At 30.2% G+C, this 25,193-nt stretch carries 26 protein-coding genes and 1 pseudogene; 2 read left to right on the forward strand and 25 right to left on the reverse strand.

Translation table 11 applies throughout. The features are described 5' to 3' along the window. Nucleotides 1–1,457: 1,457 nt before the first annotated feature. The 15 genes and pseudogenes from C0982_RS10445 to C0982_RS00510 form a co-directional block, all read right to left on the reverse strand. Nucleotides 1,458–1,610 carry a hypothetical protein gene (locus tag C0982_RS10445; RefSeq protein WP_180946824.1) on the reverse strand — a complete coding sequence of 51 codons (153 nt, stop codon included), beginning with the start codon at nucleotides 1,608–1,610 and terminating at the stop codon, nucleotides 1,458–1,460. A gap of 278 nt (nucleotides 1,611–1,888) precedes the next feature. Then, complete coding sequence (locus tag C0982_RS00450) at nucleotides 1,889–2,365, reverse strand: flavodoxin (protein ID WP_101772281.1); 477 nt, start codon at nucleotides 2,363–2,365, stop codon at nucleotides 1,889–1,891. Between the two features lie 15 nt (nucleotides 2,366–2,380). Further along, entirely contained in the window at nucleotides 2,381–2,929 is a 549-nt protein-coding gene (locus C0982_RS00455; protein WP_101772282.1) for a DUF3795 domain-containing protein, read from the reverse strand. A 120-nt stretch (nucleotides 2,930–3,049) separates the two neighbouring features. Beyond that, entirely contained in the window at nucleotides 3,050–3,550 is a 501-nt protein-coding gene (locus C0982_RS00460) for a CDP-alcohol phosphatidyltransferase family protein (protein ID WP_101772283.1), read from the reverse strand. 242 nt (nucleotides 3,551–3,792) lie between these two features. Continuing rightward, nucleotides 3,793–4,349, reverse strand: a pseudogene (locus C0982_RS10945) (DUF1697 domain-containing protein). 28 nt (nucleotides 4,350–4,377) lie between these two features. Beyond that, the gene (locus C0982_RS00470) at nucleotides 4,378–4,791 is read right to left on the reverse strand and encodes a DUF3788 domain-containing protein (protein ID WP_101772284.1); all 414 of its coding nucleotides are present in this window, start codon (nucleotides 4,789–4,791) and stop codon (nucleotides 4,378–4,380) included. 126 nt (nucleotides 4,792–4,917) lie between these two features. Further along, entirely contained in the window at nucleotides 4,918–5,367 is a 450-nt protein-coding gene (locus C0982_RS00475; protein ID WP_180946825.1) for a GNAT family N-acetyltransferase, read from the reverse strand. Between the two features lie 76 nt (nucleotides 5,368–5,443). Next, on the reverse strand, nucleotides 5,444–6,022 hold the full coding sequence (locus tag C0982_RS00480; protein ID WP_101772286.1) for a zinc ribbon domain-containing protein: 579 nt from the start codon (nucleotides 6,020–6,022) through the stop codon (nucleotides 5,444–5,446). Between the two features lie 3 nt (nucleotides 6,023–6,025). Then, nucleotides 6,026–6,178, reverse strand: a complete 153-nt coding sequence (locus tag C0982_RS10735; protein ID WP_145994485.1) for a recombinase family protein — start codon at nucleotides 6,176–6,178, stop codon at nucleotides 6,026–6,028. Between the two features lie 7 nt (nucleotides 6,179–6,185). Continuing rightward, nucleotides 6,186–6,590: a recombinase family protein gene (locus C0982_RS10840; RefSeq protein WP_101772287.1), complete on the reverse strand. Its 405-nt coding sequence runs from the start codon at nucleotides 6,588–6,590 to the stop codon at nucleotides 6,186–6,188. 11 nt (nucleotides 6,591–6,601) lie between these two features. Further along, entirely contained in the window at nucleotides 6,602–7,963 is a 1,362-nt protein-coding gene (gene rlmD, locus C0982_RS00490) for a 23S rRNA (uracil(1939)-C(5))-methyltransferase RlmD (RefSeq protein WP_101772288.1), read from the reverse strand. 24 nt (nucleotides 7,964–7,987) lie between these two features. Further along, complete coding sequence (locus C0982_RS00495) at nucleotides 7,988–8,719, reverse strand: pseudouridine synthase (RefSeq protein WP_101772289.1); 732 nt, start codon at nucleotides 8,717–8,719, stop codon at nucleotides 7,988–7,990. A gap of 30 nt (nucleotides 8,720–8,749) precedes the next feature. Further along, complete coding sequence (hslO, locus tag C0982_RS00500; RefSeq protein WP_101772290.1) at nucleotides 8,750–9,625, reverse strand: Hsp33 family molecular chaperone HslO; 876 nt, start codon at nucleotides 9,623–9,625, stop codon at nucleotides 8,750–8,752. Between the two features lie 27 nt (nucleotides 9,626–9,652). Continuing rightward, nucleotides 9,653–10,414 carry a class I SAM-dependent DNA methyltransferase gene (locus C0982_RS00505; protein ID WP_101772291.1) on the reverse strand — a complete coding sequence of 254 codons (762 nt, stop codon included), beginning with the start codon at nucleotides 10,412–10,414 and terminating at the stop codon, nucleotides 9,653–9,655. Between the two features lie 392 nt (nucleotides 10,415–10,806). Then, complete coding sequence (locus C0982_RS00510; RefSeq protein WP_101772292.1) at nucleotides 10,807–12,000, reverse strand: L-serine ammonia-lyase; 1,194 nt, start codon at nucleotides 11,998–12,000, stop codon at nucleotides 10,807–10,809. A 317-nt stretch (nucleotides 12,001–12,317) separates the two neighbouring features. On the opposite strand from C0982_RS00510, the gene dapA reads away from it, so the two are divergent. Beyond that, nucleotides 12,318–13,202, forward strand: a complete 885-nt coding sequence (gene dapA, locus C0982_RS00515) for a 4-hydroxy-tetrahydrodipicolinate synthase (RefSeq protein ID WP_101772293.1) — start codon at nucleotides 12,318–12,320, stop codon at nucleotides 13,200–13,202. Between the two features lie 83 nt (nucleotides 13,203–13,285). Here dapA and C0982_RS00520 read toward each other — a convergent pair whose 3' ends face one another. From C0982_RS00520 to pepF, 4 genes are all read right to left on the reverse strand, one after another. Next, the gene (locus tag C0982_RS00520) at nucleotides 13,286–13,504 is read right to left on the reverse strand and encodes a hypothetical protein (protein ID WP_101772294.1); all 219 of its coding nucleotides are present in this window, start codon (nucleotides 13,502–13,504) and stop codon (nucleotides 13,286–13,288) included. Nucleotides 13,505–13,672: 168 nt separating this feature from the next. After that, complete coding sequence (locus C0982_RS00525) at nucleotides 13,673–15,403, reverse strand: CoA-disulfide reductase (RefSeq protein ID WP_101772295.1); 1,731 nt, start codon at nucleotides 15,401–15,403, stop codon at nucleotides 13,673–13,675. An 82-nt stretch (nucleotides 15,404–15,485) separates the two neighbouring features. Next, entirely contained in the window at nucleotides 15,486–15,635 is a 150-nt protein-coding gene (locus tag C0982_RS10455) for a hypothetical protein (protein WP_180946827.1), read from the reverse strand. A 13-nt stretch (nucleotides 15,636–15,648) separates the two neighbouring features. Next, entirely contained in the window at nucleotides 15,649–17,436 is a 1,788-nt protein-coding gene (gene pepF / locus C0982_RS00530; protein ID WP_101772296.1) for an oligoendopeptidase F, read from the reverse strand. A 182-nt stretch (nucleotides 17,437–17,618) separates the two neighbouring features. Here pepF and C0982_RS00535 point away from each other — a divergent pair, with 182 nt between their 5' ends. After that, on the forward strand, nucleotides 17,619–18,131 hold the full coding sequence (locus tag C0982_RS00535; protein ID WP_101772297.1) for a Gx transporter family protein: 513 nt from the start codon (nucleotides 17,619–17,621) through the stop codon (nucleotides 18,129–18,131). A 237-nt stretch (nucleotides 18,132–18,368) separates the two neighbouring features. Here the strand turns inward: C0982_RS00535 and C0982_RS00540 are convergent, their stop codons facing one another. The 6 genes from C0982_RS00540 to C0982_RS00565 form a co-directional block, all read right to left on the reverse strand. Next, nucleotides 18,369–19,358, reverse strand: coding sequence for a permease prefix domain 1-containing protein (locus C0982_RS00540; protein WP_101772298.1), 990 nt, complete (start codon nucleotides 19,356–19,358; stop codon nucleotides 18,369–18,371). An 8-nt stretch (nucleotides 19,359–19,366) separates the two neighbouring features. Further along, nucleotides 19,367–19,684 (reverse strand): PadR family transcriptional regulator, encoded by a 318-nt coding sequence (locus C0982_RS00545; protein ID WP_101772299.1) that lies wholly within the window; start codon nucleotides 19,682–19,684, stop codon nucleotides 19,367–19,369. 249 nt (nucleotides 19,685–19,933) lie between these two features. After that, nucleotides 19,934–20,668 (reverse strand): cyclase family protein, encoded by a 735-nt coding sequence (locus C0982_RS00550; protein ID WP_101772300.1) that lies wholly within the window; start codon nucleotides 20,666–20,668, stop codon nucleotides 19,934–19,936. 120 nt (nucleotides 20,669–20,788) lie between these two features. After that, the gene (locus C0982_RS00555; protein WP_101772301.1) at nucleotides 20,789–21,859 is read right to left on the reverse strand and encodes a S1C family serine protease; all 1,071 of its coding nucleotides are present in this window, start codon (nucleotides 21,857–21,859) and stop codon (nucleotides 20,789–20,791) included. Between the two features lie 107 nt (nucleotides 21,860–21,966). Continuing rightward, complete coding sequence (locus C0982_RS00560; RefSeq protein ID WP_101772302.1) at nucleotides 21,967–23,313, reverse strand: glucose-6-phosphate isomerase; 1,347 nt, start codon at nucleotides 23,311–23,313, stop codon at nucleotides 21,967–21,969. A gap of 237 nt (nucleotides 23,314–23,550) precedes the next feature. Further along, nucleotides 23,551–25,152, reverse strand: coding sequence for an NAD(P)/FAD-dependent oxidoreductase (locus C0982_RS00565; protein WP_101772303.1), 1,602 nt, complete (start codon nucleotides 25,150–25,152; stop codon nucleotides 23,551–23,553). Between the last annotated feature and the right edge of the window lie 41 nt (nucleotides 25,153–25,193).

Consider the following 25,193-nt stretch of genomic DNA (forward strand, 5'->3'; position numbering starts at 1 on the left):
TCATAATAAAATTAAATTAATAAGTCATTTTTATTTATTATTACTTATTAATAACTTTTATTCTTGTTCAGTTAAATGTTTTAAAAAGAGTATAAATCAAACCTAATATATTTAAATTTATTCTTCTTTAATTTATAAAGTTATTTAATATTATTTTATTTGTTATTTAGGATATACTTTTTTAATATTTTCTTTTTTTATAATTTTCTTTATAATAATTTTCTTTCTGTGTTAGTATAAATATACCTTAAGCAAAATTGATCTTTATTAAGTTCTAGAATTAATTTAATATGATTAGATGTATTATTATGAACAAGAATTTAAAGAAAAGCATCTTTTTATCATTGACATTAACAACAACTGGAGCACCTATAATTGGATAGGTTTTTGCATACGATTTTGAGAACAATGATTTCAAAGTTTCAAAATCTTCTTCTGTTAAACTATATTCTATAATTAGCTATAGGCGTTCTCTTCGCAGCAATATATATTGTATCAAATTATATTCTGTGTATGGAGGTTATGATAAAAATGTAAAAGTATCATATCAAAAAATACAATATGGATGCACTGATGTTGGCAATATAACAAAAAATAATAATGCAGAATTTTGGACTTACTATGCCCCTAGTAGTTGACCTTTTACTTCCATCACATCTCCATTTTTTATTTGTGGAGTTACCCATTCTATAAAAATCACTAGAAATGGTTCTGCGTGGACTGAAAAACTTCAAAATATATATTAATTTATTTAGTCTATATTACATTAAAATTTTGAAAGGTTTTTTAAAATGAAAAAAAAATTTTTATTATTGAGCATTTTATTTTTGATAGTAATATTATATGTTAATACTGTTGTAGTTCCACTAGAAAAAGAACTTTTTTATTCAAGCTTTGGTAAAAATAAAACAGTTTTTTTCTTCAGTTCTTGTTAAGTTTTTTATATTTTTTTTCAGGTTTTTTTATATCGAAATATTTATTTCACATAAATGTTAATGAGAATATAACTAAAATCATAAATATATTATCCCTTGTTTTGTTTATTCTCTATGTAATTTTAACTTTTTCTTTACTATCCCAATTAAAAGAAATAATCGTTGAACTTTTTGATGAAAGGATAATTATGTTCTATGAAAATTTATTAGAATATAATTATATAAGCTTCATTTTTGGGTTTACTTTTGGTACTAAAAGTAAAATAAATAATGAATAAAAATGGTATAGAATAATTAGAGATGGCTAGCAAATTATATGCTGATCATCTCTTTTTGATAACTATTAAGAGGCTAGTATTCTCAATATATTAACATATATTGTTTTGATTTAACAAAAAAGAAAATTAATTGATTGGCTTTTGATAGTTGAAATACACAAAAAGATGTAATTATCATTAATTTTCCAGCATGGTTTCTTACTTGAAATTTAATAATATCTCACTTTAAAATCATTTTTTATTACTAAACTTCATAATCAATGTTTGCTTTTCTTGCTTGCGATCCTAAAATTTTAGTAGCTAGTTTATATCGTCTTCCATCCTTTATAAAATGAGTACCACATTGTCTAAATTCAAAGTTTACATTCTTTCTAATACACTGTTCTCTAATATCCAATACCCAGTCATAATGAAACGTTAAGTTTTAATTGATTGACTTTTGATAGTTGAAAGGTTTAGATTGACATTTCTATATTATCAGATTTGTAATTACCTATATTCATTCGCTTTTCTTCTGATTGAACCCCCCATACTAAGAGAAACATGCAAATATATATCTACTAAATTTTCTCCTATAATATCTTTATTTCACTTAGTAAAAGCATCTAAAAACTTATCTATTTCAATCATAGATTTTCTCCAAAATTATTATTCAATTATGAAAATAATACCTGATTAAATTATAATATTTCTATTTCTTTTAACCATTGTTCTATTTTTTCTTCTTCTATAGCTCCCTAATAATTCCAATCCTTTTAAAACAGCAGCTTCCTTACATTCATCTTTTATTCTTTCCACCATATTGCCAAATCCGCCGCCACCATGAGTGCAAAAAGGTATAACTTTTTTATCTTTAAAACTCATCTCTCTTAAGAAAGTGAGCACAGGTGGAACAAAAGTCTTTAACCAATTTGGAGAACCAACAAAAATTGTATCATACTTATCAATTGATTCCATATATTCTTCCAGTTTCGGACAAAAGTCTCTCTCTATTTCGTTTCTAGCTTCCTTTACTGCAGTATTGTATGTTAGAGAATATGGTTTTTCAGGTCTTAATTCAAAAATATCTCCATCCGTAAGTATTGCAATACTTTCAGCAACACCTCTCGTAATACCAGAATAAGAGTAATAAACTATAAGTGCCTTCCCCATTTAAATCATCTCCTTTTATCTTTGATTTTTCCTCAATTTCAAGATTATCCCATTATTTTCAGCTAATCTTTTAAATTTATTTACTGCATAAGATGCCTTTTCTTTCATTTCCATGCTTTTTAGGTCTTCATTTTTTTCTAAATGTTTCACTATTTCTTTTATATCTTCTAATTCTAAAAGATTTACAGCTAGGCAAAAAAGTGTTTTTTGTCTCCCTGCATTATAATTCTCTAGCAGGAAATCTAATAGTTCAACTTTTTCTATTTGCTCATTCATATAGGCTACTTCACCTATTTCTTGAAATTTCCTAATATCTTCAAATTGGTGAAGATGTGTAATAAATGAATCATACTTATCTGCGTCTTTGTATTTATCGCACGGGAAATTATCACACTGAAAGCAATATTCAATTCCTTCATAATTTAAGCTACATTTGGCAATAGAACACGAGTGATGTTCACCCTGACCACACCCTGGACAGTGTCCACTCAATCTCATATTACACAATCCGCAGTTTAGACCACATAAAGAAAAATAAGCATTCTTTCTTTTAAAATTTTTCATTCTTCCCCATCCTAAGTATTTATATTTTTAAATGAACATTGTTTTTAGTCCAGCAAAATTTCTACAAATTTATCTAAAATATAAATTTCCACTAACCAACTTTTTTAGCAACTCCTCAGTCTAATATTTATTGTTTCTAACTAAATATCCCTCTTGAATTGCTGAAAGTGTTGCTGTAAAACATAAAAATATAGATAAATATTCGATTTTAATAAAAGACAATACAAATGGAGTTAAAAACAATAGAAAGCCTGTAAATTTATTGGCTGTTGAATGTACTGTTATTAAATGATTATAATTAATATAGCCATATAAAAAATTGCTAACTTTAACTAATGTAATAAATCCTATCCAAATCCAAATCTTATGTGAAATATGTAAACTTGGTAATATTTTATACAAACTTACAGTAACAAATATCATATCTGCTACACCATCAATTTTTACTCCTAAATTGCTTTCAATATGCATTTTTCTTGCCACTATACCATCTATAATGTCTGTAACCCCGCAATAAAAATAGACTACAAAAAACTCTATTGTAAAGGTTTCCGTAAAAATGAGAACAAATGCAGCAACTATTCTGCTAAAACTTATTATATTTGCCAATTGCTTAATCATATACACCTTCCCTTCTCACACTTCAGATTGGAATATTAATATTTAAATTTTTTATTTTCTCCATCCATTTCTTATACTTTATATCCATTTTTTTCCTGTTTGATACTTGCACTGCAAATAACTTTATAAATCATCAAATATTAAAATACCTTTCGATTCAAAATCAATAATTTCTCTCATCATTCTAAATTATAACTGTCTTGAAAAGAGTTTAATTATGACCTACAAACTAGAGTTAGAAATTACATTCCAACTATCTTTCTAACTGTATTGGCAGTTCTTATTGTTAGTTTGTTGCTAATATTTGCACTTGCAGTTTTTGACCACCAATTTGTCTTTTGATAATTTTTACGACTAAAAGACCAAAATATGACTTCTTTATAGTTACTAATCTTTTCTAAACCTTCTTTAGGTTCTCCAATTTTACCATATACATCAGAAAACGTAGCTGGTGTCATAACAAAAATCAGATTATCATAGATTTCTTTGTTGTCATTTCCCCACCAGTCAGGTGCATTAAGTAAAATATCTTCAAGATTCTCCTTTGATATTATAAAAACGTGAATATCAAAACCAAACTGACTTTTATCATTGTCTCAATCAGCCTTGTACACTTCTCAATATCATCTTCATTACTTGAAAAAGCGACATTACCACTGTTTAAATATGTTTTCACCTCTTCAAAACCAAGTTTTTCAAATTCACTTTTTAAGTCCGCCATTGTCACTTTATTCTTTCCACCTATGTTTATGCCTCTTAAGAAGGCTGTATATCTTTTCATATTAGAAGTTACCTCCATGGATTATAATTTAATCAATTATAATATCTTATTTTCTGTTTGGTCTTCTTTTTATTGCAAGTAATCTCATAAAATCGTCAAATATTAAAGTATCTTTTAGTTCAAACATCATCCATTTTCCATCACGGTAAGTTTTCGCTTCATCATAAATTTTTTGAACAGATTCAGAATATGTAACTCTATCAGCTTCAAATTTTAATCTCTCATTCTTGCCAAAGATAATCATAAACCCAATACTATTATCTTTTGCATAGAGTGCACAAAGTGTTTTACCGCCTCTGCGATATTTATATTCATAGGTCCATGCTTTTCCTCCACTATTCCAAAGACAATCCATTTCATATTTTTGGCTAATTGCATCATTTAAGTCTATCCACACCTTATACAGTTCTTCTCCTATTAAATCTGCCATATCTTTTGAATCAGGTATTTTATCAAGCATATTTAACACTCCTTACATTTTTTTATTTCTTTAAGCTATTAAAAATCAATTTAATAAAATCGTCAAACATTGAAGTATCTTTCTATTTAAGCACTATCCATTCCCATAGTGGTATGTCATTACAGATCATATATTTTTTTCATAAACATAACCTTTCATATCACTTTTTTTATCTTCTATTTCTCCAATCTTAACATAACCTAGCGATTCATAGAAATTGTGTAGACGATAGCTCTCACTAGGTGTTTCTAATTTCCACTTTTTAACTTTAGGATATTGTTTTTCAATTTCCAACATTACTTCTTTCCCATATCCTTTTTGTTGATATTCTGGGTCAATAAATATAGCACCTAACTCACCTTTTTTTCCAATTACTGCTACAAAAAACCCACCAATTTCCTTATCATCAATGAGTATAACTTTACCGAAAATCAAGGGAGGTAAAAATGTTTTTTTCTGTGTTTTAAGAAGTGGCGGATATACTCCATATCTTTCATAATCAGGCTGAAAGGCTCTTTCTGCTATTTCATAAAGTAATGGTACATCTTTCTTTTTCATTTTCTTTAAGCAAATCATATATACCTCCATAGTTCTAATTTACTCCATTATATCAAAAATAGGTCAAGATACTTTAACTATTTAGTATCTTGACCTATTTTTTAACTTCTATTTTATTCCCAGTTTTAAACTCTATCTCCATATAATCATCATGTACTATAATTTTATCAATGATTCTTCGAACTAAAATTTCATCATAGTTTTCAATTTTAGCATATGAAGTTTTAAGGTAAGCCTTTATATCCTGAACTCTTCTTCGTTTTTCACTTCTTGTAGCATTTGCAATCATTACTTCTTGTTTCTTATCTCTAAGTTCATATATTTCTTCAGCAATTCTTTCATATTCAGATTTTGAATTGGACTTTTGTATTAGTTCATTCTGTAATTCATGAAGTTTTTCATCAATATCATCAACTGTCACATCAAATTTTTCATCTAACACTTTCATTACATTTTCTTCTATGATTTTAACATAGTCATTTTTGTTTTCTATTAGTACATTTATAGCATCAACCACTACTTCCTGAAGTAGCTCTTCTTTAACTGTTCTAGCTTGACATTTTTCTGGTCCATTTTCTACTCTAGTTATGCATCTCCATACAATTGCTTTACTTCCTCTACTATTCCATTTGATTCTTCTGAAAATATCTTCACAATGAGAACAATATACTATTCCTTATAAAGCATACTTTCCTAAGTGAACTCTTTTATTCTGTTTTCTTTTTCCTGAATATAAGTTTGAACGTCTTGCTAATTCTTCTTGAGCTCTCCTAAAAACTTCCTTTGATACAATGCCCTCATGATTATCTTCTACATAATATTGAGGCATAATTCCTTTATTGTTTACTCTCTATTCTTGTTAAAAAGTCAACTGTGTAGCTCTTTTGCAGAAGTGCATCACCCATATACTTTTCATTTCTTAATATTCGGTAAATATCACCATTAGACCATCTAGTTATTCCTGTAGCTGTTTTACACTTATCATTTTCTAAACCTCTTGCTATAGCAGTAGGTCCTTTACCTTCCAAGAATTCTAAAAATATTCTCTTCACTATCTCTGCTTCTTCTGGAACAATGATAAGTTGTTTTTTATCGTCCTTTGTATATCCTAAAAATTTAGTTGCATTAACTATTACCTGTCCTTGCTGAAATCTATATTGATAACCTAATTTTATATTTTCTATTTTTTTAACTCTTTCATCTGTTTCTAAATACTCATTATATCTTATAGATCCATTGATTAAGCCACTTTTTACTTTACTCTTTCAATCAATACCACCGTCTCAACATGAGGCGTATTTGGAAACATATCCATCAGTCTAACTTTCTTTACCTTATATCCTCTGCTCTCAAATTCTTCTAAATTCTCTACCAACGATTTTGGATTACAGCTTACATATACTATTTCTTTTGCTCCAAATTCTGATATATCCTTCACTCCACCGGCAAGTATTCCAGCTCTTGGAGGGTCTACTATTATCAGCTCTGGCTTTTCAGGCAACTCACTTACTATTTTTGATACGTCACCTGCTATGAATTCACAGTTTTCAAGTCCGTTTAGTTTTGCGTTTTCATTTGCCGATTCTACGGCTTCTTCTATTAGTTCTATTCCATATACTTTGTTTGCAGTTCTAGCCATTAGCTGCCCTATTGTTCCAGTCCCGCTGTAAAGGTCGAATACTACTTTTCCATCACCTCTAGTGCCAGCAAATTCTATTGCCATTTCATATAGTTTCTCTGCACCTTTTGTATTTGTCTGGAAAAATGAAAAAGGTGATACTTTAAATTTTAGACCTAGTACTTCTTCATAGAATTCGTCTTTTCCATATAATACTCTCAATTCATCGCACTGTACAGCATCTGCAAGTTTGTCATTTATTGTATGTAGTATACTTACAATTTTGTTTTCAAGGTTTAGTCTCAATAGCATTTCTGCGTACTGGTTCATATCAAATTCTATTTGAGATGAAGTCACTATATTTACCATTATTTCACCAGTATTTTCGCCTTTTCTAACTACTAGATGTCTTAAGTATCCTTCATGGTTAAAACTTCTATAATATGGAATTTCCTTTTCTTCAAAGAAATCTCTCGTCTTATTCATTATTTCGATAAAATCAGAGTCTATTAGTCTACAATCATCTACAGTGACTATGTCAATAAATCTACCTACTTTGTGCATTCCAAGAGATAATGGTCCATCTTTGAATTCATCTCCGAATGTGAATTCCATTTTGTTTCTATATTTTGTAGATGAAGGGCTCCCCTGTATTCCAAGGTAATCAAAATCTTTTATTCCCTTTTCTTCAAATAGCTCCAGTACTTGTCTTTCTTTAATTTTTAATTGGTCTTCGTACTCTAAGGATAGTATGCTACATCCTCCACACTGTCTAAAATGACGACAGACTGGTGCCTTTTCCATTTCAGAAGGTTCTAATAGCTCTAGAAGTTTGACCTCCGCACTGTCTGCTCTAGCTCTTTTTACCACAGCTTTTACTTTTTGACCTGTGATTCCGCCCTTCATTTTTATTCTTTTTTCGTCGTAAATTGAGCGTGAAACTCCCCCAAACTCCATTTTACCGACTTCAAATTCTATTATTTCTTTCCTCTTCATCAATCAATGCCCCTCTAAGTTTCCTTATTTTTCTTCTAATAATTTTATTTCATCTTCTGTTAGTTCTCTGTATTCTCCTAGTTCTAGGTTTTCATCTAGCTCCAATGCTCCCATAGATACTCTTTTTAGATAAAGTACCTCTTTCCCTACAGCATGGAACATTCTCTTCACTTGATGAAATTTGCCTTCACTAATCGATACATACACGGCGAAGCGTTCTTCATCATCGTCATCTGCATATACGCTACCAAGTATTTCTAGTTGTGCAGGTTTTGTGATATATCCTTCTCCAATATCCACGCCCTTTGAAAATTTGTCTACGTCTTTTTCAGTAACTTTTTTGTCAATTACTGCATAGTATTTTTTAAGGACGTGTTTTTTAGGAGATAGTACTCTGTGACTTAGTTTTCCATCATTTGTAAGGATTAATAATCCTTCAGTATCTTTGTCTAGTCTACCAACTGGGAATGGTTCAAATGGTAGATATTCTTCATCTATTAAATCAATTACTGTTTCATCATAGTTATCAAATGTAGCAGACACGTATCCTGCAGGTTTATTGAGCATTAGATAAATATATTCTCTGTAGTTGACCTTTTCTCCGTTAAATGCTACTTCGTCATTTTCTGGGTCTACGTGGGAGTCCGCCTTTAATACTTCTACTCCATTTACTGTGACCATTCCTTTTTTGCATAGTTTTTTTATTTCAGTTCTTGTTCCGTATCCCAAATTTGCTAATAGCTTATCTAATCTCATATTTCCTCCAATTTATCTGCCTTTATTTCATTATATTGATGAGTATATTTCTTTTAAATCTTCTTCACTAAAGTTATATGTTGAGTTACAGAATTGGCATCCAACTTCTGCACCCTTGTCTTCTTCTATTATGCTCAATAGCTCTTTTTTACCTATTGCAGCGAATACTTCTGATACTTTTTCCTTAGAGCAATCACATTCAAATCCTATTTCAGTTTTATCTCTTATTATTGGATCTAGTCCATCTAGCACAATAGCCATTATATCTTCTGGAGTTAGTCCTTCACTTAGCATTTGTGTGATTGTCTTTAGGTTTGCTATATTTTTTTCTAGTCTCGATATAGTCTCTTCACTTGCATCTGGAAGTAATTGTACGATAAATCCACCAGCTTCTTGTACTTCGTCTGAAGTTGTAAGTACTCCTAATGCTACTGCTGAAGGAGTTTGTTCAGATACAGTGAAGTAGTATGTGAAGTCCTGTGCAATTTCTCCACTTACCATTTCATATTCTCCATTATATGGGTCTTTTAGTCCTAAGTCTTTTATTACTTTTATAGTTCCGTCATTTCCTACTGCACCTGCTACGTTTAATTTTCCATTTTCATAGTTTTCAACTTCTACACCTGGATTTGTTACATACCCTTTTACAATTCCATCTACTCCAGAAGTTGTTAGTATAGTTCCTATTGGACCTCCACCTTTTATTATTACGGTTAGCTTATCGCCTCTATTTTTCATCATCAATCCCATCATTGATGTAGCTGTCAAAGTTCTTCCTAATGCTGCTGTAGCTACTTTTGTAGTATTGTGAAATCCTCTTGCAGTTTCCACCATATTTTTAGTAGTTGCAAAAAAACCTCTTACGTCATTATTCCCCGCTGTAACTCTAATACAATAATCTTTCATTTTATATCGTCCTCCATTTTATACATATTATTTTTTAATAGCTGTAAAGAATATTCTTTCTGAATCAAATTTTGGATCGTCAGTTGAGAAGTCTCCAAATATGTTTATTTCATCAAAGTTTGCTTCTTTTAATAATGCTATTATTTCTTCGTTTCCATACGCCCTTTGCTGATGAGTCTCTCTATATCTTTGGAAAATTTCTTCGTCTTCTTGATTGTCTATTTTTACAAAAAAATCTAATTCCATATCTATTAAATGATTTTCTTCATCATAGTAGTTTTCCCACATATAAGCTAGGTTGTCTCTACTTTCTCCCATAAAGTTGTTTCCAAGTATTTCACTTATTTTGTAGTGGGAGCTGATATCAAATACAAATATTCCTCCAGATTTTAATAGTTCATTCACTTTTTTAAATACACTTTTCAAGTCTTCGCTTGATGTTATGTAGTTAAATCCGTCACATGAACACACTACACAATCTAAATCATAAAGGTCAAATTCCAATTCCGTCATATCTTGCTCTAGTAGCACTAAATTTATCCCTTCACGCTTGGATTTATCATATGCAACACTTAGCATATCTTCTGATATATCTACTCCTACTATATCGTAGCCTTTCTTTGCCAGTGGGATCGTGATATTTCCTGTTCCGCATGCAAGTTCTAAAATATTTTTTACTTTTTTACCACTTCTACTTATTAGACGTTCTATATGATATACCCAATTTTCGTAATCTACATCATCCATCAGCTCATCGTAAATATACGCAAAATTCTCATATTGTTTCATATAATTACCCCACTTTTCTAATATTATTCATTCGAGTATTAATTGAGACTCATTTTAATACTATATATGTTTATCTATATTATATTTCTCTTGTCTATATTATATTTCTCTTATCTGCATTATATTTTACTCTTTGTTATTCCATATTATACTTTACTCATCTATGTGTTATTCCATTTATTTACGGTCTATTTCTTTTGTTTACAATACTGTTTCATTCATTTGCGCACTCATTTATATTTTTTTCTCTGATTTTATTTAATCGTAATAAATATATACAAATATATTTTATTATAAAAATAAAAGAAGGCATATTAAAAATATACCTTCTATATTATACATCATATTTGCATTGATATCATTATCAACTTACTATTTTTTATTTATTTAGCTTAGCAGTCAAACCACTTAGCTAGACCACCTTTTGCAGTCTCTCTATACTTATCCATCATATCTATACCAGTTTCTTTCATTGTTACTGTTACTTGGTCAAATGATATAGTATGGTTAGCATCTGTAATCAATGCATATTTTGCTGCAGATACCGCTCTGTCAGCTGCCATTGCATTTCTTTCTATACACGGTATTTGAACGTATCCATATACTGGGTCACAAGTCATTCCTAAGTGGTGCTCTAGTCCTATTTCCGCTGCGTATTCTATCTGATTTAAAGTTCCTCCAAATAGATATGCTGCCCCAGCGGCTGCCATTGAACATGCTGTTCCAACTTCACCTTGGCATCCAACTTCTGCTCCTGATATTGATGCGTTTGTCTTTACTAGATTTCCTATCAATCCTGCTACCATCAGTGCATCTAAAATCTGACGTCTGCTATATCCTTTATCTTTCATCAAAGAAAACATCACTCCTGGTATTACACCTGCAGCTCCACATGTAGGCGCAGTAACTATCGTTCCTCCAGATGCATTTTCTTCAGATGCGGCTAATGCAAATGCGTGGTTTAGAATTGAAAAATCCTTAGTTTCCTCATACTTTTTGTAGAAAGTTAATGCTCTTCTTCTTAAATGAAGTTTTCCAGGTATTGGTTCTTCTGTATTTATACCTCTACGTACAGCATCTTCCATAGCATCAGCTATAACTTCCATATACTCTATAAAATCATCATCTTCTCTATCTAATACATATTCTACTAGTGTTTTATTATTTTCTTTACAGTATTTTATTATGTCATCCATTTTACTGTGTTCATAATAAACTTTTCCATCTGTTTGATTTCTCTTTCCTTCTTCAGCTAGCGTTCCTCCACCTACTGAAAATAACGTCCATTCATCAAACACGTTTCCACTTTCGTCTAGTGCTTCAAATTTCATTCCATTTGGGTGAAACTCTGGATTAATATCTTCTCTCCAAACTATTTCTACCTTCTTTGGCTTGATAGTTTCGATTATTATATAATCTGTAAGATGTCCCTCTCCAGTTGCAGCTAGACTTCCGTATAATGTACATCTAAAGCTTGATGCATTAGGATTTTTTTCACTAAATCTCTTTGCAGCTCTTTGTGGTCCCATTGTGTGAGAGCTGGATGGTCCTGGTCCTATTTTATAAAGTTCTTTTAAAGTATCCACTTCTTTTCCTCCGATATAGTAATATTATAATTATATTTTCACAATTTTAAATTATAACATATAGTCAATAATTGAACAACAGTTAATGAAAATATTATTTTATTTAAAAAAAGAAACGATATCCTATTTTTATTCCACTATAATTAAGGTCTTTAAGTTAAATAAAGTAATGTGTACTTAATTCATTTGATATTTATTATTAAAATTTTTGACATATATATTTTTTATACTACTTTGAATTTTAATTATATGATAATATTATATATAGTAAAATAATTTGTTCTATTTATATAATAGAAAATAAGGAGCTGAAAATTATGATATTTAAAGGTATGGGTATAAATATTGTTACACCATTTCTTGATACGAATGAAATTGATTTTGATAGTCTAAAATCGATGTTGGATAAATATATTGACACTGGTGTAAATGCAATAATTCTAGGTAGATTAACTGGTGAATTTTCTACTTTAAATAACGAAGAAATAGAATCATTGATTGATTTTGTAGTGAAATATGTCAACAAAAAAGCCCCTGTAATAGTTCAGACTGGATTTAATGATACTAGGAGATCTATTGAATTGTCAATCAAGGCAAAAAGACTTGGAGCTGACGCTTTAATACTACCTGTTCCATATTATAATGTAGGAAATGAACAAGGTATAAAGACTCACTTTAAATCTATAGCAATTTCATCTGGTCTTCCCTGTTATATTGAAAATGATGCTTCTAACACTCAATTAAATCTGTCACCTGATTTAGTTAGTGAAATTGCTCAAATAAACAATATAGTGGGTCTAATTGAGTCTTCATCTGATCTGACACATCTTATGAATCTTATAGCCATGATTCCTGACGGATTCCAATTAGTATCTTCAGATGACATGATGATATTTACTTACTTAACTTTAGGAGCTAGTGCATTTATTTCTTCTGTAGCAAATATATCTCCTAAAGAAACTGTAGAAATCTATAATAATTATGAAAAGGGAGATATATTAGGAGCTAGAAATCAACAATTAAGTTTAATTGATTTAATAAATGCTTTAAAACTTGAATCTCACCCAATACCATTGAAAACAGCCTTAAATATGCTTGGATATAACGCTGGAGAGTTCAGACTACCTCTTCATACTATGAATGTAGATAAGGCCGCTCAACTAGCAGCACTTATTATGGATATGGATATAAAAAAACTATAATTAATTGATATAAATACAGTAAATATATTAGCAAATAAAAAAATCTGATTTCTAACTAGAAATCAGATTTTTTATTTACTTTACTAATTCATTTTTTTATACATATTAAGCCTTTTATAATATTCGCTATTTAGCTCATGATCTAATTCAGTATTTACCGCTATCTCTAGTGCAAAAAACACTTCATCTTCATATAAGCTACCAAATTTTTCTATTGCAATTCTCTGTTTTGCTTCAAAAATTTCTTCATTATTTATTTTTAAAAATCTCTTCACTTGAATTTCACTATTTTTCTTAGTCATATAGCTTCTCCTTAGTCATGATTATTACATCACCAACTATTATATATTTTCTGTGAAATTTTGCAAGCTTTTTTTATTTTATTTAGCAAATACAATGTAGTTTCCCTACTTTTATACTTAATATTATTCTGTTTATTAGATTTTAGTACATGATTTTATTTATATAAATTATTTTTTTATTAATATATCTGCACTATCAGCACAAGTAACGCCTTTTTCCAAAAGAATTGAAGAATCAGTTTTTTCATCTGTTATGTTTTTGAATTGAGCATATGAAGTGTATCCACCGTCAAGATTTACAGGTTCTTTGCCATTCTGTTTTAATATTCTGCTTGCTAAGTAGCCTCTAAGACCTACCATACAAGTTACATATATTTTTTCATCGGATGGAAATTCTTCTAATCTGTCTCTTAACTCATCCAAAGGAATATTTACCGAACCTTCAATGTGACCCAGTCCATACTCTTCATCTGTTCTTACATCCACTAAGAATCCACCATTTTTTACAACTTCATCTATTTCTGATACGCCTATAGAATCAGTCAGTCCATCTAAAATGTTAGTAGCTACATACCCAGCCATATTTACTGGATCTTTTGCTGATGAAAATGGAGGTGCATACGCAAGTTCTAAGTCTTGAAGATCTCTTACAGTTAGATTTCCTGCTATAGCTGTAGATATTACATCTACTCGTTTTTCCACTCCTGATGTACCTATTATCTGAGTACCTAGTATTTTACCTGATGGCACTTCAAATATCAATTTCAAATCTAAAGGTGCAGCTGTTGGGTAATATCCTGCATTTGACAGTGGATGTATGTGAATACTTTTGTAGTCATTTTTACCCATTTGCTTTAATTTTTTTTCATTTACTCCTGTAGATGAGACTACAAGGTCAAATATTTTTGCAACAGATGTTCCAAGTACTCCTTTATATTTTGAGTCTACTCCATTTATTCTGTCTGCCACAATTCTAGCGTGTCTATTTGCAGGTGATGCCAAAGCTATATTAATGTTTTCATCAAGTATTAAATTCTTTACTTCTACAGCATCTCCAACGGCATAAATATTAGGTTTAGAAGTTTCCATATTTTCATTTACTATTATATGGCCTCTTTTTCCAAGTTCCAATCCTGCAGATATAGCAAGCTCGTTTTCTGGTCTCACTCCTATAGATAGGATAGTCATATCTGTTTTTATTTTTGTTCCGTTATCTAAAACTACGGATTTCCCATTATCTTCAAATGATTCTACACCTACTTCTAGAAGTAGTTCTACACCTTTTGACTTTAAATGTTCATGTACAATTTGAGCCATTTCAAAATCTATTGGAGTCATTACCTGATTTAATTTTTCTACTAAGTGGACTTTTATACCTCTTTCAACAAGATTTTCAGCCATCTCAAGACCTATAAAACCTCCTCCTACAACTACTGCTGTATTAGGTGATTTTTCATCTACAAAACTTTTTATTTTATCTGTATCAGGTATGTTTCTTAGTGTAAATATATCATTTGCTTCTTTTAGTCCTTCAAATGGTGGCACTACTGGTTGTGCTCCAGGTGAAAGAATAAGTTCATCATAACTTTCTTTATATTCTTCACCAGTTTTAGTATTTTTTACTTTTACTTCTTTTTTATCTGGATCAATACTAATAACTTCATTAAAATTTCTGATATCTAGGTTAAATCTTTGAGACATCCCCTCTACGGTCTGCACTAATAAAGCTTCTCTTTCCTCGATTACATTGCCTATATAATAAGGCAGTCCACAATTAGCAAAGGAAATAAATTCTCCTCTTTCAAACATTATTATATTTGCATTTTCATCCAACCTTCTAAGTCTAGCTGCAGCACTTGCTCCACCAGCTACGCCACCTACAATCAGTATTTTTTTCATAGCATTCTCCTTTTAATATAACAAATTTTTTTACTTATCTAACCTAATAAATTTTCTTGTCTATCTAACTTAATAAATATTATTATTTATCCAATTTATAGTATTCTTTTATTTTTATGCCTTTTTTTATTTCTTTTAGAGTCATTAAAATTTTGTTTAATGTTATTTGTATAGAAATTAAAATCACAAACAACATCACTCCTGCTATCAATTTAAAGTCTATATTTTCCATATACACGCCTCTCCTACTTACTTATAAGAGTCTCCAATTCATCCACTAATGAAGAAAATACCTTCAGTGCATTATCAACAGATTCTTTCTTTTCCATATCAACTCCTGCTTTTCTAAGTTGGTCTAATGGATATTCAGAGCCTCCACTCTTTAAAAATTCTAAGTATTTTTCTACTGATCCTTCGTCATTTAGTATCATATTGCTAAGTACAGATGCAGCTGAAAAACCTGTCGCATATTTATATACATAGAAATTAGAATAAAAATGTGGTATTCTCGCCCATTCAATCCCCGATAGCTCCTCAACTATACAAGCATTTCCATAGTATAATTTATTTAAATTATAAAACACTTCTGTGAAGTCCTTAGCTGTCATAGGCTCTCCAGATTCTACTTTTTCATGTACAATTTTTTCAAATTCAGCAAACAAAGTCTGTCTATACACTGTAGTTCTAAATTGTTCTAAATAGTAATTAAGAAGATATATCTTTTCTTCTTCATCTTTTGATTTATTTAGAAGATATTTTATAAGTAAAGTTTCATTTACTGTTGAAGCAACTTCTGCTACAAATATTTTATAACTAGAGTATAAATAAGGTTGATTTGTTCTAGAAAGATAGCTGTGTACAGAGTGACCTAGTTCATGAATTAAAGTAAACATAGAATTTAAATCATCTTTGTAGCTCATCAAAATATATGGATGAGAATCATAGCTTCCCCATGAGTAAGCGCCACCTTTTTTACCTTCATTTTCATAAGCATCTATCCATCTTTCATCAAATGCTTTTTTTATTAAATTAACATAATCTTCTCCAAGAGGTTGTAGAGCTTCAATTATTATTTCTTTAGCTTCCTCAAATGATATTTCCATTTTGAAATCTTTAGCCATAGGTAAATATAAATCATACATATTCATATCATCTAATTTAAAGTATTTTTTCTTTAACTCAGTATATTTATCTAACGATTTTATATTCTCATGAACTAATTCTATTAGATTATCGTATACATCTAAACTAATATTATCTGTGAATAAAGATGCATATAAAGCTGATGGATATTTTCTAATGCTTGAACTAAATATCTCTGCTTTTATAGCTCCAAACAGTGTAGATGCCATTGTATTAGCATATTTTTGATAAGTTGTAAATTCAGCTTCATAAGCTTCTTTTCTAACTCTTCTATCTGTGCTTTTAATGTATTTACTATAATTAAAGTGGTCTAACCTTACTTTATTCCCTTGTTCATCTGTTATTTCTGGGAATTTCATATCTGCATATGATAACATTTCATATGTACTTTCTGGAACACTTGTAAGTTCAGCAGTTGCTGCCATTATTTGCTCTTCTTTTTTGCTAAGGGTATATGGCTTTTCCCTTAGTATTTCATCGATCATTTTTTTGTAATGAGAGATTTTTTCATCTTCTAAGTAAGCATTTAATAATTTTTCATCCATTTCAAGTATTTCCGGTACTATGTATGATGTTGCTTTACCAAACTCTGTCGACATCATTTCACTTCTTGTGGCTTCGGATAAATTTTCATTTATTCTAGTGTCTTCATGATGTTTCATATGAGTGTACACATAATATTGAGAAATTATTCTAGATGTATCTTCCATCAGCTTCAGAGTATTATAAAAAATTTCTTTTGAACTCGACAATTTTCCTTCATATTCTTTTATTTCATTTATTGATTTTTCAGCTAGTTCAATATTTTTTGCAATTGAGTCCTTGCCTTGATACATATCCTCTAAATTCCATTTGTATTGTTCACTTATTTCAGATCTATCTCTAGCCATTTACATACCTCCTATATATCATATAACTTTTTTAACTATTAATAAATTATTCATCCCGTATATTATTGGAATATTTTTTGTATTTACAATTTTTAACAACACATTCATTATATCATATTTTAAAAAAACTATGATATAATGAATATATCAAAACCTTAAAAATCGTAAGAAAGGAATTTATTATGCAGTCGAAAAAGACTAAAAAATTAATTTTTCTAAGCTTGATGGTTACATACAGCTTAGTTTTATATATATTTGAAACACTTATTCCTAATCCTCTAATAGGATTTTTCCCTGGAGCAAAGCTAGGTTTGAGCAATATTATAACGTTGCTTTGCCTATTGAATTTAGGATTTAAAGATACTTTCAAAGTACTTACCGTCAGAATAATACTTTCGTCAATATTTGCTGGACCTGTATCATACCTTCTTTTTAGTATTGCAGGAGGATATTTGAGTTTGATAGGAATGTATCTTGCCACAAAAACTAATTGGTTCTCATCTGTTGGCACTAGCATAGTTGGGGCTATAATGCATAATATTGGTCAATTGCTGATGGCAAGCTTAATCGTTACTAATATTTCTATGGTTTCATATTTACCATTAATGCTAGGAGCTTCCATAGTTACTGGGACGTTTATAGGTATAGTAGTAAATTACGCTGAACCTATTCTTCAAAAGCAAAAATTTTATTGATTATTTATAATTAAGCATAAATGAAAAAATATATAATTTTTAGAAAAAAAATTATATTACATAATAAATAAACTGCCTAAATTAATTGTATTGTTAATTTAGGCAGTTTATTTATTATCTTTATTTATCTATTTTTATTAATTTTTTTATACTTGCTTATATTTTTCTTTTATATATGACTTTTATATTTACTTATATCTTTTGTATTTATTTATATACTACAACTGCGCTCTAATATCAATTTTTATCTTTTTGTATTGAAGTTATTATAGTGGATACTGCTGCAAATAAAATTCCTGAAATTGGCCAAATAATCCATGCACGACTGAATCCTTCTCCAAAAAATCCTATTACAAAAAATATTATAGTGGTAACTGGCCACCAAATGCTACCAATAATGTTCTTATTTTTTTCAACAGCTTTCTTTTCTCTAGAATATTCATTTTCATTCAATATTGCATCACAAGCAGATTTTTTTGAATGAACAATTATTAATGTTGCAGTAGCAATCGCTACCATTACAAGCAGAATCACTACACCAACCAATGCAATTTCTTCTTCCAATACCACATTATCTTCAAAAAGATTTGATAATATAACTACTACAGGACTCAATATATAAAGTGCTACTGAGATAATTGTAGCTTTCATAACTATAGGTCTCTGTTCATCTTGCATTATTTTAACTTCTCTTTCGGTATATGCGTTTACTATAATATTTTCTTTTTCTATAAATTCCCATGAGTCAGTAATTGATCCCGCGTATACAAATAATCCAACAGCTATTGCCACAAACATAAGAAGTACAATTACTCCTAGAGTATCGGCTATATTACTTTCTATAAAACTCGACAAACCAACTAGAGAGGCTGCTCCTAATATACACAGAGCCACTCCTATTCCAATGTATACTGATGCCTTTACTTTAGCGTATATGTATGAATTTGCATCATCTAGTGATAATTCATATTCACGATTTTCAAATTTATCGCTATCTATACTATCATCTATATTTTTACCAATTCCTAGTTCATTTGCTATTTCTTCAATATTTCCAAATTCTGCTATTACTTCTCCTATAGCCTCATTTTCTGATTTTCCATTTCTTTTGAGTTCATTGTACTTTTCTTCCATGTTGACATACATTTCTTCTTTCAATCTTGTCAACTCAGGAGTATTTGGATACCCCGAAAAAGACATTTCTAAATAATTACGAATAACATCCATTATTATTTCTACTTTCTTATAAATTTTTCTACCACATCTTTAGTTACTTCCCACTCAATACATTTTTTTAGATAATAGGATCTTCCTTCATCTGTGATTCTATAATATGTTCTTCTGCTTTCATTTTCCTTCTTAAGCGAATATATAAAATTATTCTTTTCTAACCTAGTAAATGCGGAATACAACGTTGTTTCCTTTATAATATATTTTTCATTAGTTAGTGCTTTTATATTTTTTGAAATTTCATATCCATAAGAATCTTCATCTAGTAGCAAGAACAATATCATTATATCCGTGTATCCTCGTATCACATCACTACTAATCATTTTCCCACCTTCTTCCTACGTCTAACATACTATGTCTGTAGTAGTAATTTTACTATATCAGGCGTAGTAGTTTTTGTCAATATCAATTCATATTTATTACTTTTTTATTTTATTTTAATTTCTCTATTATTTTTTTAAAAAAATTTTTAGTCGATGAATTTCAAATTATTTTTTTCTTTTGACATTTAGTCGCAAAAAAATAGAGCACGATTTTTTAAATCGCACTCTATTAAAATAAAGTATGTGGTTTTATTTTGGGCACAATGCAAAGCATCTTGCAGAGAATCCTACTCCATCTGTAACATTCAAGAAAGTACAGAATATAATTGAACCTACTGGGGGACACTGATCAAGATTTCTAAGCAATTCAATTTGATATTTATCTTGTTCTAATAAATAATATTCTGCTGCAAATCCGTGCTCTTTTTGATCTTCTGGTGCATCTGTGTCAGAAGTCTCATGACCTATTGCTGTGATATTTCTTTCTTTAATTAAAAATTCAACAGCTTCTTTTTTCCAACCTGGATAATGTTTATTTCCTTGTTCATCCAAGTTATCTAGTGTTTCTGGATCTCTTTTTGACCAATCGCTTCTAAATGCTACAAATGCTTTTTCTGGTATTTTACCGTATTCTTTTTCCCATTCTAAAATGTCTTCTACAGTTAAAGCATAATCATTGTTTTCTTTTACTACATCTGATTTATCAATTACACAAAGAGGTAGTACCATTTCTTCCAAAGGAATTTGGTCCATTGATCTTTTTCCTGGAACAAAGTGACAAGGTGCATCGATGTGAGTTCCATATTGTGTAATTACGTTGTACTTTTGAGCCTTGTAATTTTCTGTATCAAAATCAAATACAGTCTCAATTTCCATTTTGTCAAAACCTGACCAATGTGGTGTTTCTTCGTCAAATTTGTAAGACAAATCTACCCACTTACTGTTTTCCATGCATTCATTGTATACTTTCCATAAGTCTTTCATTTTTTATACCTCCTCTGTATTTTTTATAAATATTATAACACTAAATTCACATCGTAATAATTTAAAAATCCATAATATATTAATATTTTTTTCTAATATATTATGGATTTATTTTCAAATTTAAAATTTAACGTCTAGTGTTTTTTCTTTGCCGTCTCTTACAATTTCAATTTTTTCTGTACTTCCTTTTTTATATGAGTATAGCTTTTTAGTTATTTCACCCATATTTTTTATTTTAGTATCACCCATTTTAACAATTATATCGCCTTCTTTTAATCCTGCTTTTGAAGCTATAGAATTATCCTGAACCGCTCTAATTATTATTCCATCAGAAACACCTAAATCTTGTCCAGTGTACATTTTCAATGTCTGAACATCTATTCCTGTAATTCCAAGTACTACCTTTTCATAATCTCCTTCATCTATAACTTTTTGGACGATTAGCTTGGCAGTGTTTACTGGTATAGAAAATCCTAAGTTATCTGCATTTGCCTTCACAGTATTTATTCCTATTACCTGTCCATCTTGATTTAGTAAAGGACCACCGCTATTTCCCGGATTTATACTCGCATCAGTCTGCAATAGACCAGACATATTACTTGTGCTTGTAGACACGTCTCTATCCAATCCGCTTATTATACCTTGTGTAACTGAAGACATCAATTGTGTTCCAAGTGGATTCCCAATTGCTATTACCACATCTCCTACTGTTACATCATCGCTATTACCAAGCTCAGCTGGTACAAGGCCTTTTTTATCAACTTTGACTATTGCTAGGTCAAGATTTTGGTCGTACCAAACAACTTTTCCTTTAGAAGTTTCTTTATCACTATAAATTACATTCACGTTTTTTGCTTTTCCGTCTGATACTACGTGTGAATTTGTAAGTATATAACCTCTCTTGTCAACTACAAAGCCAGTCCCTACACCTTGTTCAACTGTGCTGCTTTCAAAAAAACTATTACTAGATTCAGTCTCTGAAACAATTCCAACAACAGATGGGGATGCTTTTTGAGCAACTGCTTGATATACGTTTTGACTCTTTGTACTTCCATCTGTAACTAATTTTACGCTACTCTGATCCGATGTAGTGCTAGATTTTTTTTGTACCAAACCTAGTACAATTCCACACCCAACCATAGAAGTAATAAGTGATACAACAACTACAATAATAAATGATTTTATTTTCATAATATTCTCATCCCTTCATTAAATAATGTTTTAATTGAGTATATTATATATCTAGTTGCTTAATCAAAACTTAAAATATAGTTATAGTATAAAAACTTTATGCTATTTTATAATCTAGCTTCCAATTCTGCTTTTTCAGCTTCAAATCCTGGTTTACCAAGTAGAGCAAACATATTTTTCTTATACGCTTCAACTCCTGGCTGATTAAATGGATTAACACCTAGTATACAACCGTTTATAGCACAAGCTTTTTCAAAGAAATATACCATCTGTCCAAAGTTGTATTCATCTAATCTTTCAATGTTTAGTACTAAGTTTGGAACGTCTCCGTCAGTATGCGCTAAAAGTGTTCCTTCATAAGCTTTTTTATTTACAAAATCTACTGTTTTTCCAGTTAGATAGTTTAATCCATCTAAATCTTTTTCGTCTGCCTTTATTTCGATATCTCGTCTAGGCTTCTCAACATTTAAAATAGTTTCAAATATAAATCTTCTTCCCTCTTGAATGTATTGACCCATAGAGTGAAGATCTGATGAGAAATTAACTGATGCTGGGAATATTCCTCTATTATCTTTTCCTTCACTTTCACCAAATAATTGCTTCCACCATTCAGCAAAATACTGAAGCTGTGGTTCATAGTTTACAAGTATTTCAGTTTCCTTACCTTTTCTTTGAAGTACTGTTCTAGCTATTGCATACTGGTAAGAGTCATTTGACGCTAAATCATCATTATTATATTCTTCCATAGCATCAAATGCACCCTTCATCATTGCATCAATATCAAATCCAGCAGCAGCAATCGGTAGTAATCCCACAGCCGTAAGAACTGAGAATCTTCCTCCTACATTATCTGGAATTACAAATGTTTCATATCCCTCAGCTTCTGCTAAAGTTCTTAGTGCTCCCTTATCCTTGTCAGTTGTTGCATATATTCTTCTTGCAGCTTCTTCTTTTCCATATTTTTTTTCTAAGTCTTCTTTAAATATTCTAAATGCTAATGCAGGCTCTGTAGTTGTGCCTGATTTTGAAATTACATTTACAGAGTAATCTCTATCTCCTATTACATCAATTAAATCTAATATGTATGAAGAACTTATGTTGTTTCCTGCAAAATATACTTCTGGTGCATTTCTATCTTCTTTTTTCATATTGTTTTTAAATGCATTTCCAAACATATCAATAGCTGCTTTTGCCCCTAAGTAAGATCCACCGATACCTATTACTACAAGCACTTCTGAATCATCTTTAATCTTTTGAGCAGATTTTTTGATTCTATCAAATTCTTCTTTATCATAGTTAGCTGGTAAGTCCAACCATCCAATGTAGTCATTTCCTAAAATTTCTCCATTGTGTAGTAAATCATGCGCTACACTTACAAATGGCTGCATTGCTTCAATTTCTCTTTTTTCAATAAACTTCTCTGCCTTGCTATAATCAAATTTTAATTTTTTCATTGTACACCTCTATATGACTTTTTTAATTTTACTTCATTAACTATATTATTATAAACACAGTAATTATTCAATTTTTTTAACAAAGTTTTTACTTTTCTATCTATTGATTTACTTTTCTGATTTATATAATTTTTTAGTTTTTTCTGCAGATTTTTTCTGAACTATATTTTGTTATTGTTTTTTCTGAACTTTTATCTATATTCTGAACTATGCTTTGTTATTATTTTTTCTTAGCTTTTATCTACCTTCTGAACTATACTTTGTTATTATTTTTTCCGCACACTTTATTCCGTCTACTGCTGCTGTTACTATACCTCCCGCATAGCCAGCTCCCTCTCCACAAGGAAATAAATTCTTGATATTCACTGATTCTAATGTGTCTCTATCTCTTTTAATTCTAACTGGAGCAGAGGATCTAGTTTCTATACCAGTCATTACTGCATCCCCCATAGAAAATCCTTTTAATTTTCCATTTAGTTTTACAAGACCTTCTTTTAATGAATCTATTACAAAATCAGGCAAGCAATCAGATATATCACACCACTTCACACCTGGCCTATATGAAGGAGTTACACTTCCTGCTTTTTCAGATGGTTTTCCATTTAGAAAATTCCCTACTAATTGAGCTGGTGCATTGTAGTTAGCTCCACCTTTTTTAAATGCTAAAGACTCATATTTCCTTTGAAATTCAAGACCTGCAAGAGGATGTGGTGAGTCAAAATCTTTTGTTTCTACATTGACCAATAGACCACTATTAGCATTTTCTTTATCTCTTGAATGCTCACTCATACCATTTGTAACTAACTCATTTTCACTGTTAGCTGATGCAATCACCATTCCACCTGGGCACATACAAAATGTATACACGCTTCTACCATTTGAAGTCTGAGCAGTCAATCTGTAATCTGCAGCTCCTAGCCTTTTATGATTATAAAACTTTCCGTACTGAGATTTATTTATCATTTCCTGTGGATGCTCGATTCTGACTCCAATTGCAAAAGGTTTCTGTTCCATTTCAGCTCCGCATTCATATATCATTTTATACGTATCTCTTGCACTATGACCTATCGCTAGAATCAAATGTTGGCAATCTATTCTTTTACTTTCATTTATTTCTATTGATGAAATCTCTCCATTTTTAACATCTATAGATGTTAGCTTTGAGTCAAAAAATACTTCTCCACCAAGTCTAATTATTTCTTTTCTTATATTTTTGACAACATCTTTTAAAATATCTGTACCTACATGAGGTTTGTGAGAATATAATATGTCTTCAGGTGCCCCAAATTTCACAAACTCTGATAATACCTTTTCACACCTAATGTCTTTCATCCTTGTTGTCAGCTTTCCATCTGAAAAAGTTCCTGCTCCACCCTCTCCAAATTGCACATTAGATTTTGTATTTAATTTTCCTGACTTCCAAAAATTCTCTATATCTTCACTCCTAGTATCTACATCCATCCCTCTTTCAATGAGAATCGGATTGTACCCTCTTTGAGCTAACAATAGAGTTGCAAAAAGACCGGCTGGACCAGAACCAACTATAACAGGTCTTTGTTTTATTTCTAAGTTACCCATTTCTACATCTTCATACTTATTTGAATCCAACTGAATACAGTCTTTAGGCTTAAACTTTAAGACTTTTTTTTCATTTTTCAATTCTAAGTCTACTGTATAGACAAAACTTATTATACCCTTTTTTCTAGCATCTATTGACTCTTTATATATATTAAAGCTAATTACATCATCTTCATTTATTTTTAATTTTTTATATGTCTTTATTTTTACTAAATCAATAGAATCATCTATATCTATTTTTATATTTGAAACTCTTATCATAGCGCGTGGAATTATCCGTCACTTCCCTTCAAAAAAATAAA

The organism is Peptostreptococcus faecalis (assembly GCF_900240845.1).
Classification (GTDB): domain Bacteria; phylum Bacillota; class Clostridia; order Peptostreptococcales; family Peptostreptococcaceae; genus Peptostreptococcus; species Peptostreptococcus faecalis.

What these genes read in the sequence shown, in the direction of transcription:
- C0982_RS00450 (WP_101772281.1), bottom strand. Translation starts at nt 2,365, where the DNA reads ATGGGGAAGGCACTTATAGTTTATTACTCTTATTCTGGTATTACGAGA.
- C0982_RS00455 (WP_101772282.1), bottom strand. Translation starts at nt 2,929, where the DNA reads ATGAAAAATTTTAAAAGAAAGAATGCTTATTTTTCTTTATGTGGTCTA.
- C0982_RS00460 (WP_101772283.1), bottom strand. Translation starts at nt 3,550, where the DNA reads ATGATTAAGCAATTGGCAAATATAATAAGTTTTAGCAGAATAGTTGCT.
- C0982_RS00470 (WP_101772284.1), bottom strand. Translation starts at nt 4,791, where the DNA reads ATGCTTGATAAAATACCTGATTCAAAAGATATGGCAGATTTAATAGGA.
- C0982_RS00475 (WP_180946825.1), bottom strand. Translation starts at nt 5,367, where the DNA reads ATGATTTGCTTAAAGAAAATGAAAAAGAAAGATGTACCATTACTTTAT.
- C0982_RS10735 (WP_145994485.1), bottom strand. Translation starts at nt 6,178, where the DNA reads ATGCCTCAATATTATGTAGAAGATAATCATGAGGGCATTGTATCAAAG.
- rlmD (WP_101772288.1), bottom strand. Translation starts at nt 7,963, where the DNA reads ATGAAGAGGAAAGAAATAATAGAATTTGAAGTCGGTAAAATGGAGTTT.
- C0982_RS00495 (WP_101772289.1), bottom strand. Translation starts at nt 8,719, where the DNA reads ATGAGATTAGATAAGCTATTAGCAAATTTGGGATACGGAACAAGAACT.
- hslO (WP_101772290.1), bottom strand. Translation starts at nt 9,625, where the DNA reads ATGAAAGATTATTGTATTAGAGTTACAGCGGGGAATAATGACGTAAGA.
- C0982_RS00505 (WP_101772291.1), bottom strand. Translation starts at nt 10,414, where the DNA reads ATGAAACAATATGAGAATTTTGCGTATATTTACGATGAGCTGATGGAT.
- dapA (WP_101772293.1), top strand. Translation starts at nt 12,318, where the DNA reads ATGATATTTAAAGGTATGGGTATAAATATTGTTACACCATTTCTTGAT.
- C0982_RS00520 (WP_101772294.1), bottom strand. Translation starts at nt 13,504, where the DNA reads ATGACTAAGAAAAATAGTGAAATTCAAGTGAAGAGATTTTTAAAAATA.
- C0982_RS00525 (WP_101772295.1), bottom strand. Translation starts at nt 15,403, where the DNA reads ATGAAAAAAATACTGATTGTAGGTGGCGTAGCTGGTGGAGCAAGTGCT.
- C0982_RS10455 (WP_180946827.1), bottom strand. Translation starts at nt 15,635, where the DNA reads ATGGAAAATATAGACTTTAAATTGATAGCAGGAGTGATGTTGTTTGTG.
- pepF (WP_101772296.1), bottom strand. Translation starts at nt 17,436, where the DNA reads ATGGCTAGAGATAGATCTGAAATAAGTGAACAATACAAATGGAATTTA.
- C0982_RS00535 (WP_101772297.1), top strand. Translation starts at nt 17,619, where the DNA reads ATGCAGTCGAAAAAGACTAAAAAATTAATTTTTCTAAGCTTGATGGTT.
- C0982_RS00540 (WP_101772298.1), bottom strand. Translation starts at nt 19,358, where the DNA reads ATGGATGTTATTCGTAATTATTTAGAAATGTCTTTTTCGGGGTATCCA.
- C0982_RS00545 (WP_101772299.1), bottom strand. Translation starts at nt 19,684, where the DNA reads ATGATTAGTAGTGATGTGATACGAGGATACACGGATATAATGATATTG.
- C0982_RS00550 (WP_101772300.1), bottom strand. Translation starts at nt 20,668, where the DNA reads ATGAAAGACTTATGGAAAGTATACAATGAATGCATGGAAAACAGTAAG.
- C0982_RS00555 (WP_101772301.1), bottom strand. Translation starts at nt 21,859, where the DNA reads ATGAAAATAAAATCATTTATTATTGTAGTTGTTGTATCACTTATTACT.
- C0982_RS00560 (WP_101772302.1), bottom strand. Translation starts at nt 23,313, where the DNA reads ATGAAAAAATTAAAATTTGATTATAGCAAGGCAGAGAAGTTTATTGAA.
- C0982_RS00565 (WP_101772303.1), bottom strand. Translation starts at nt 25,152, where the DNA reads ATGATAAGAGTTTCAAATATAAAAATAGATATAGATGATTCTATTGAT.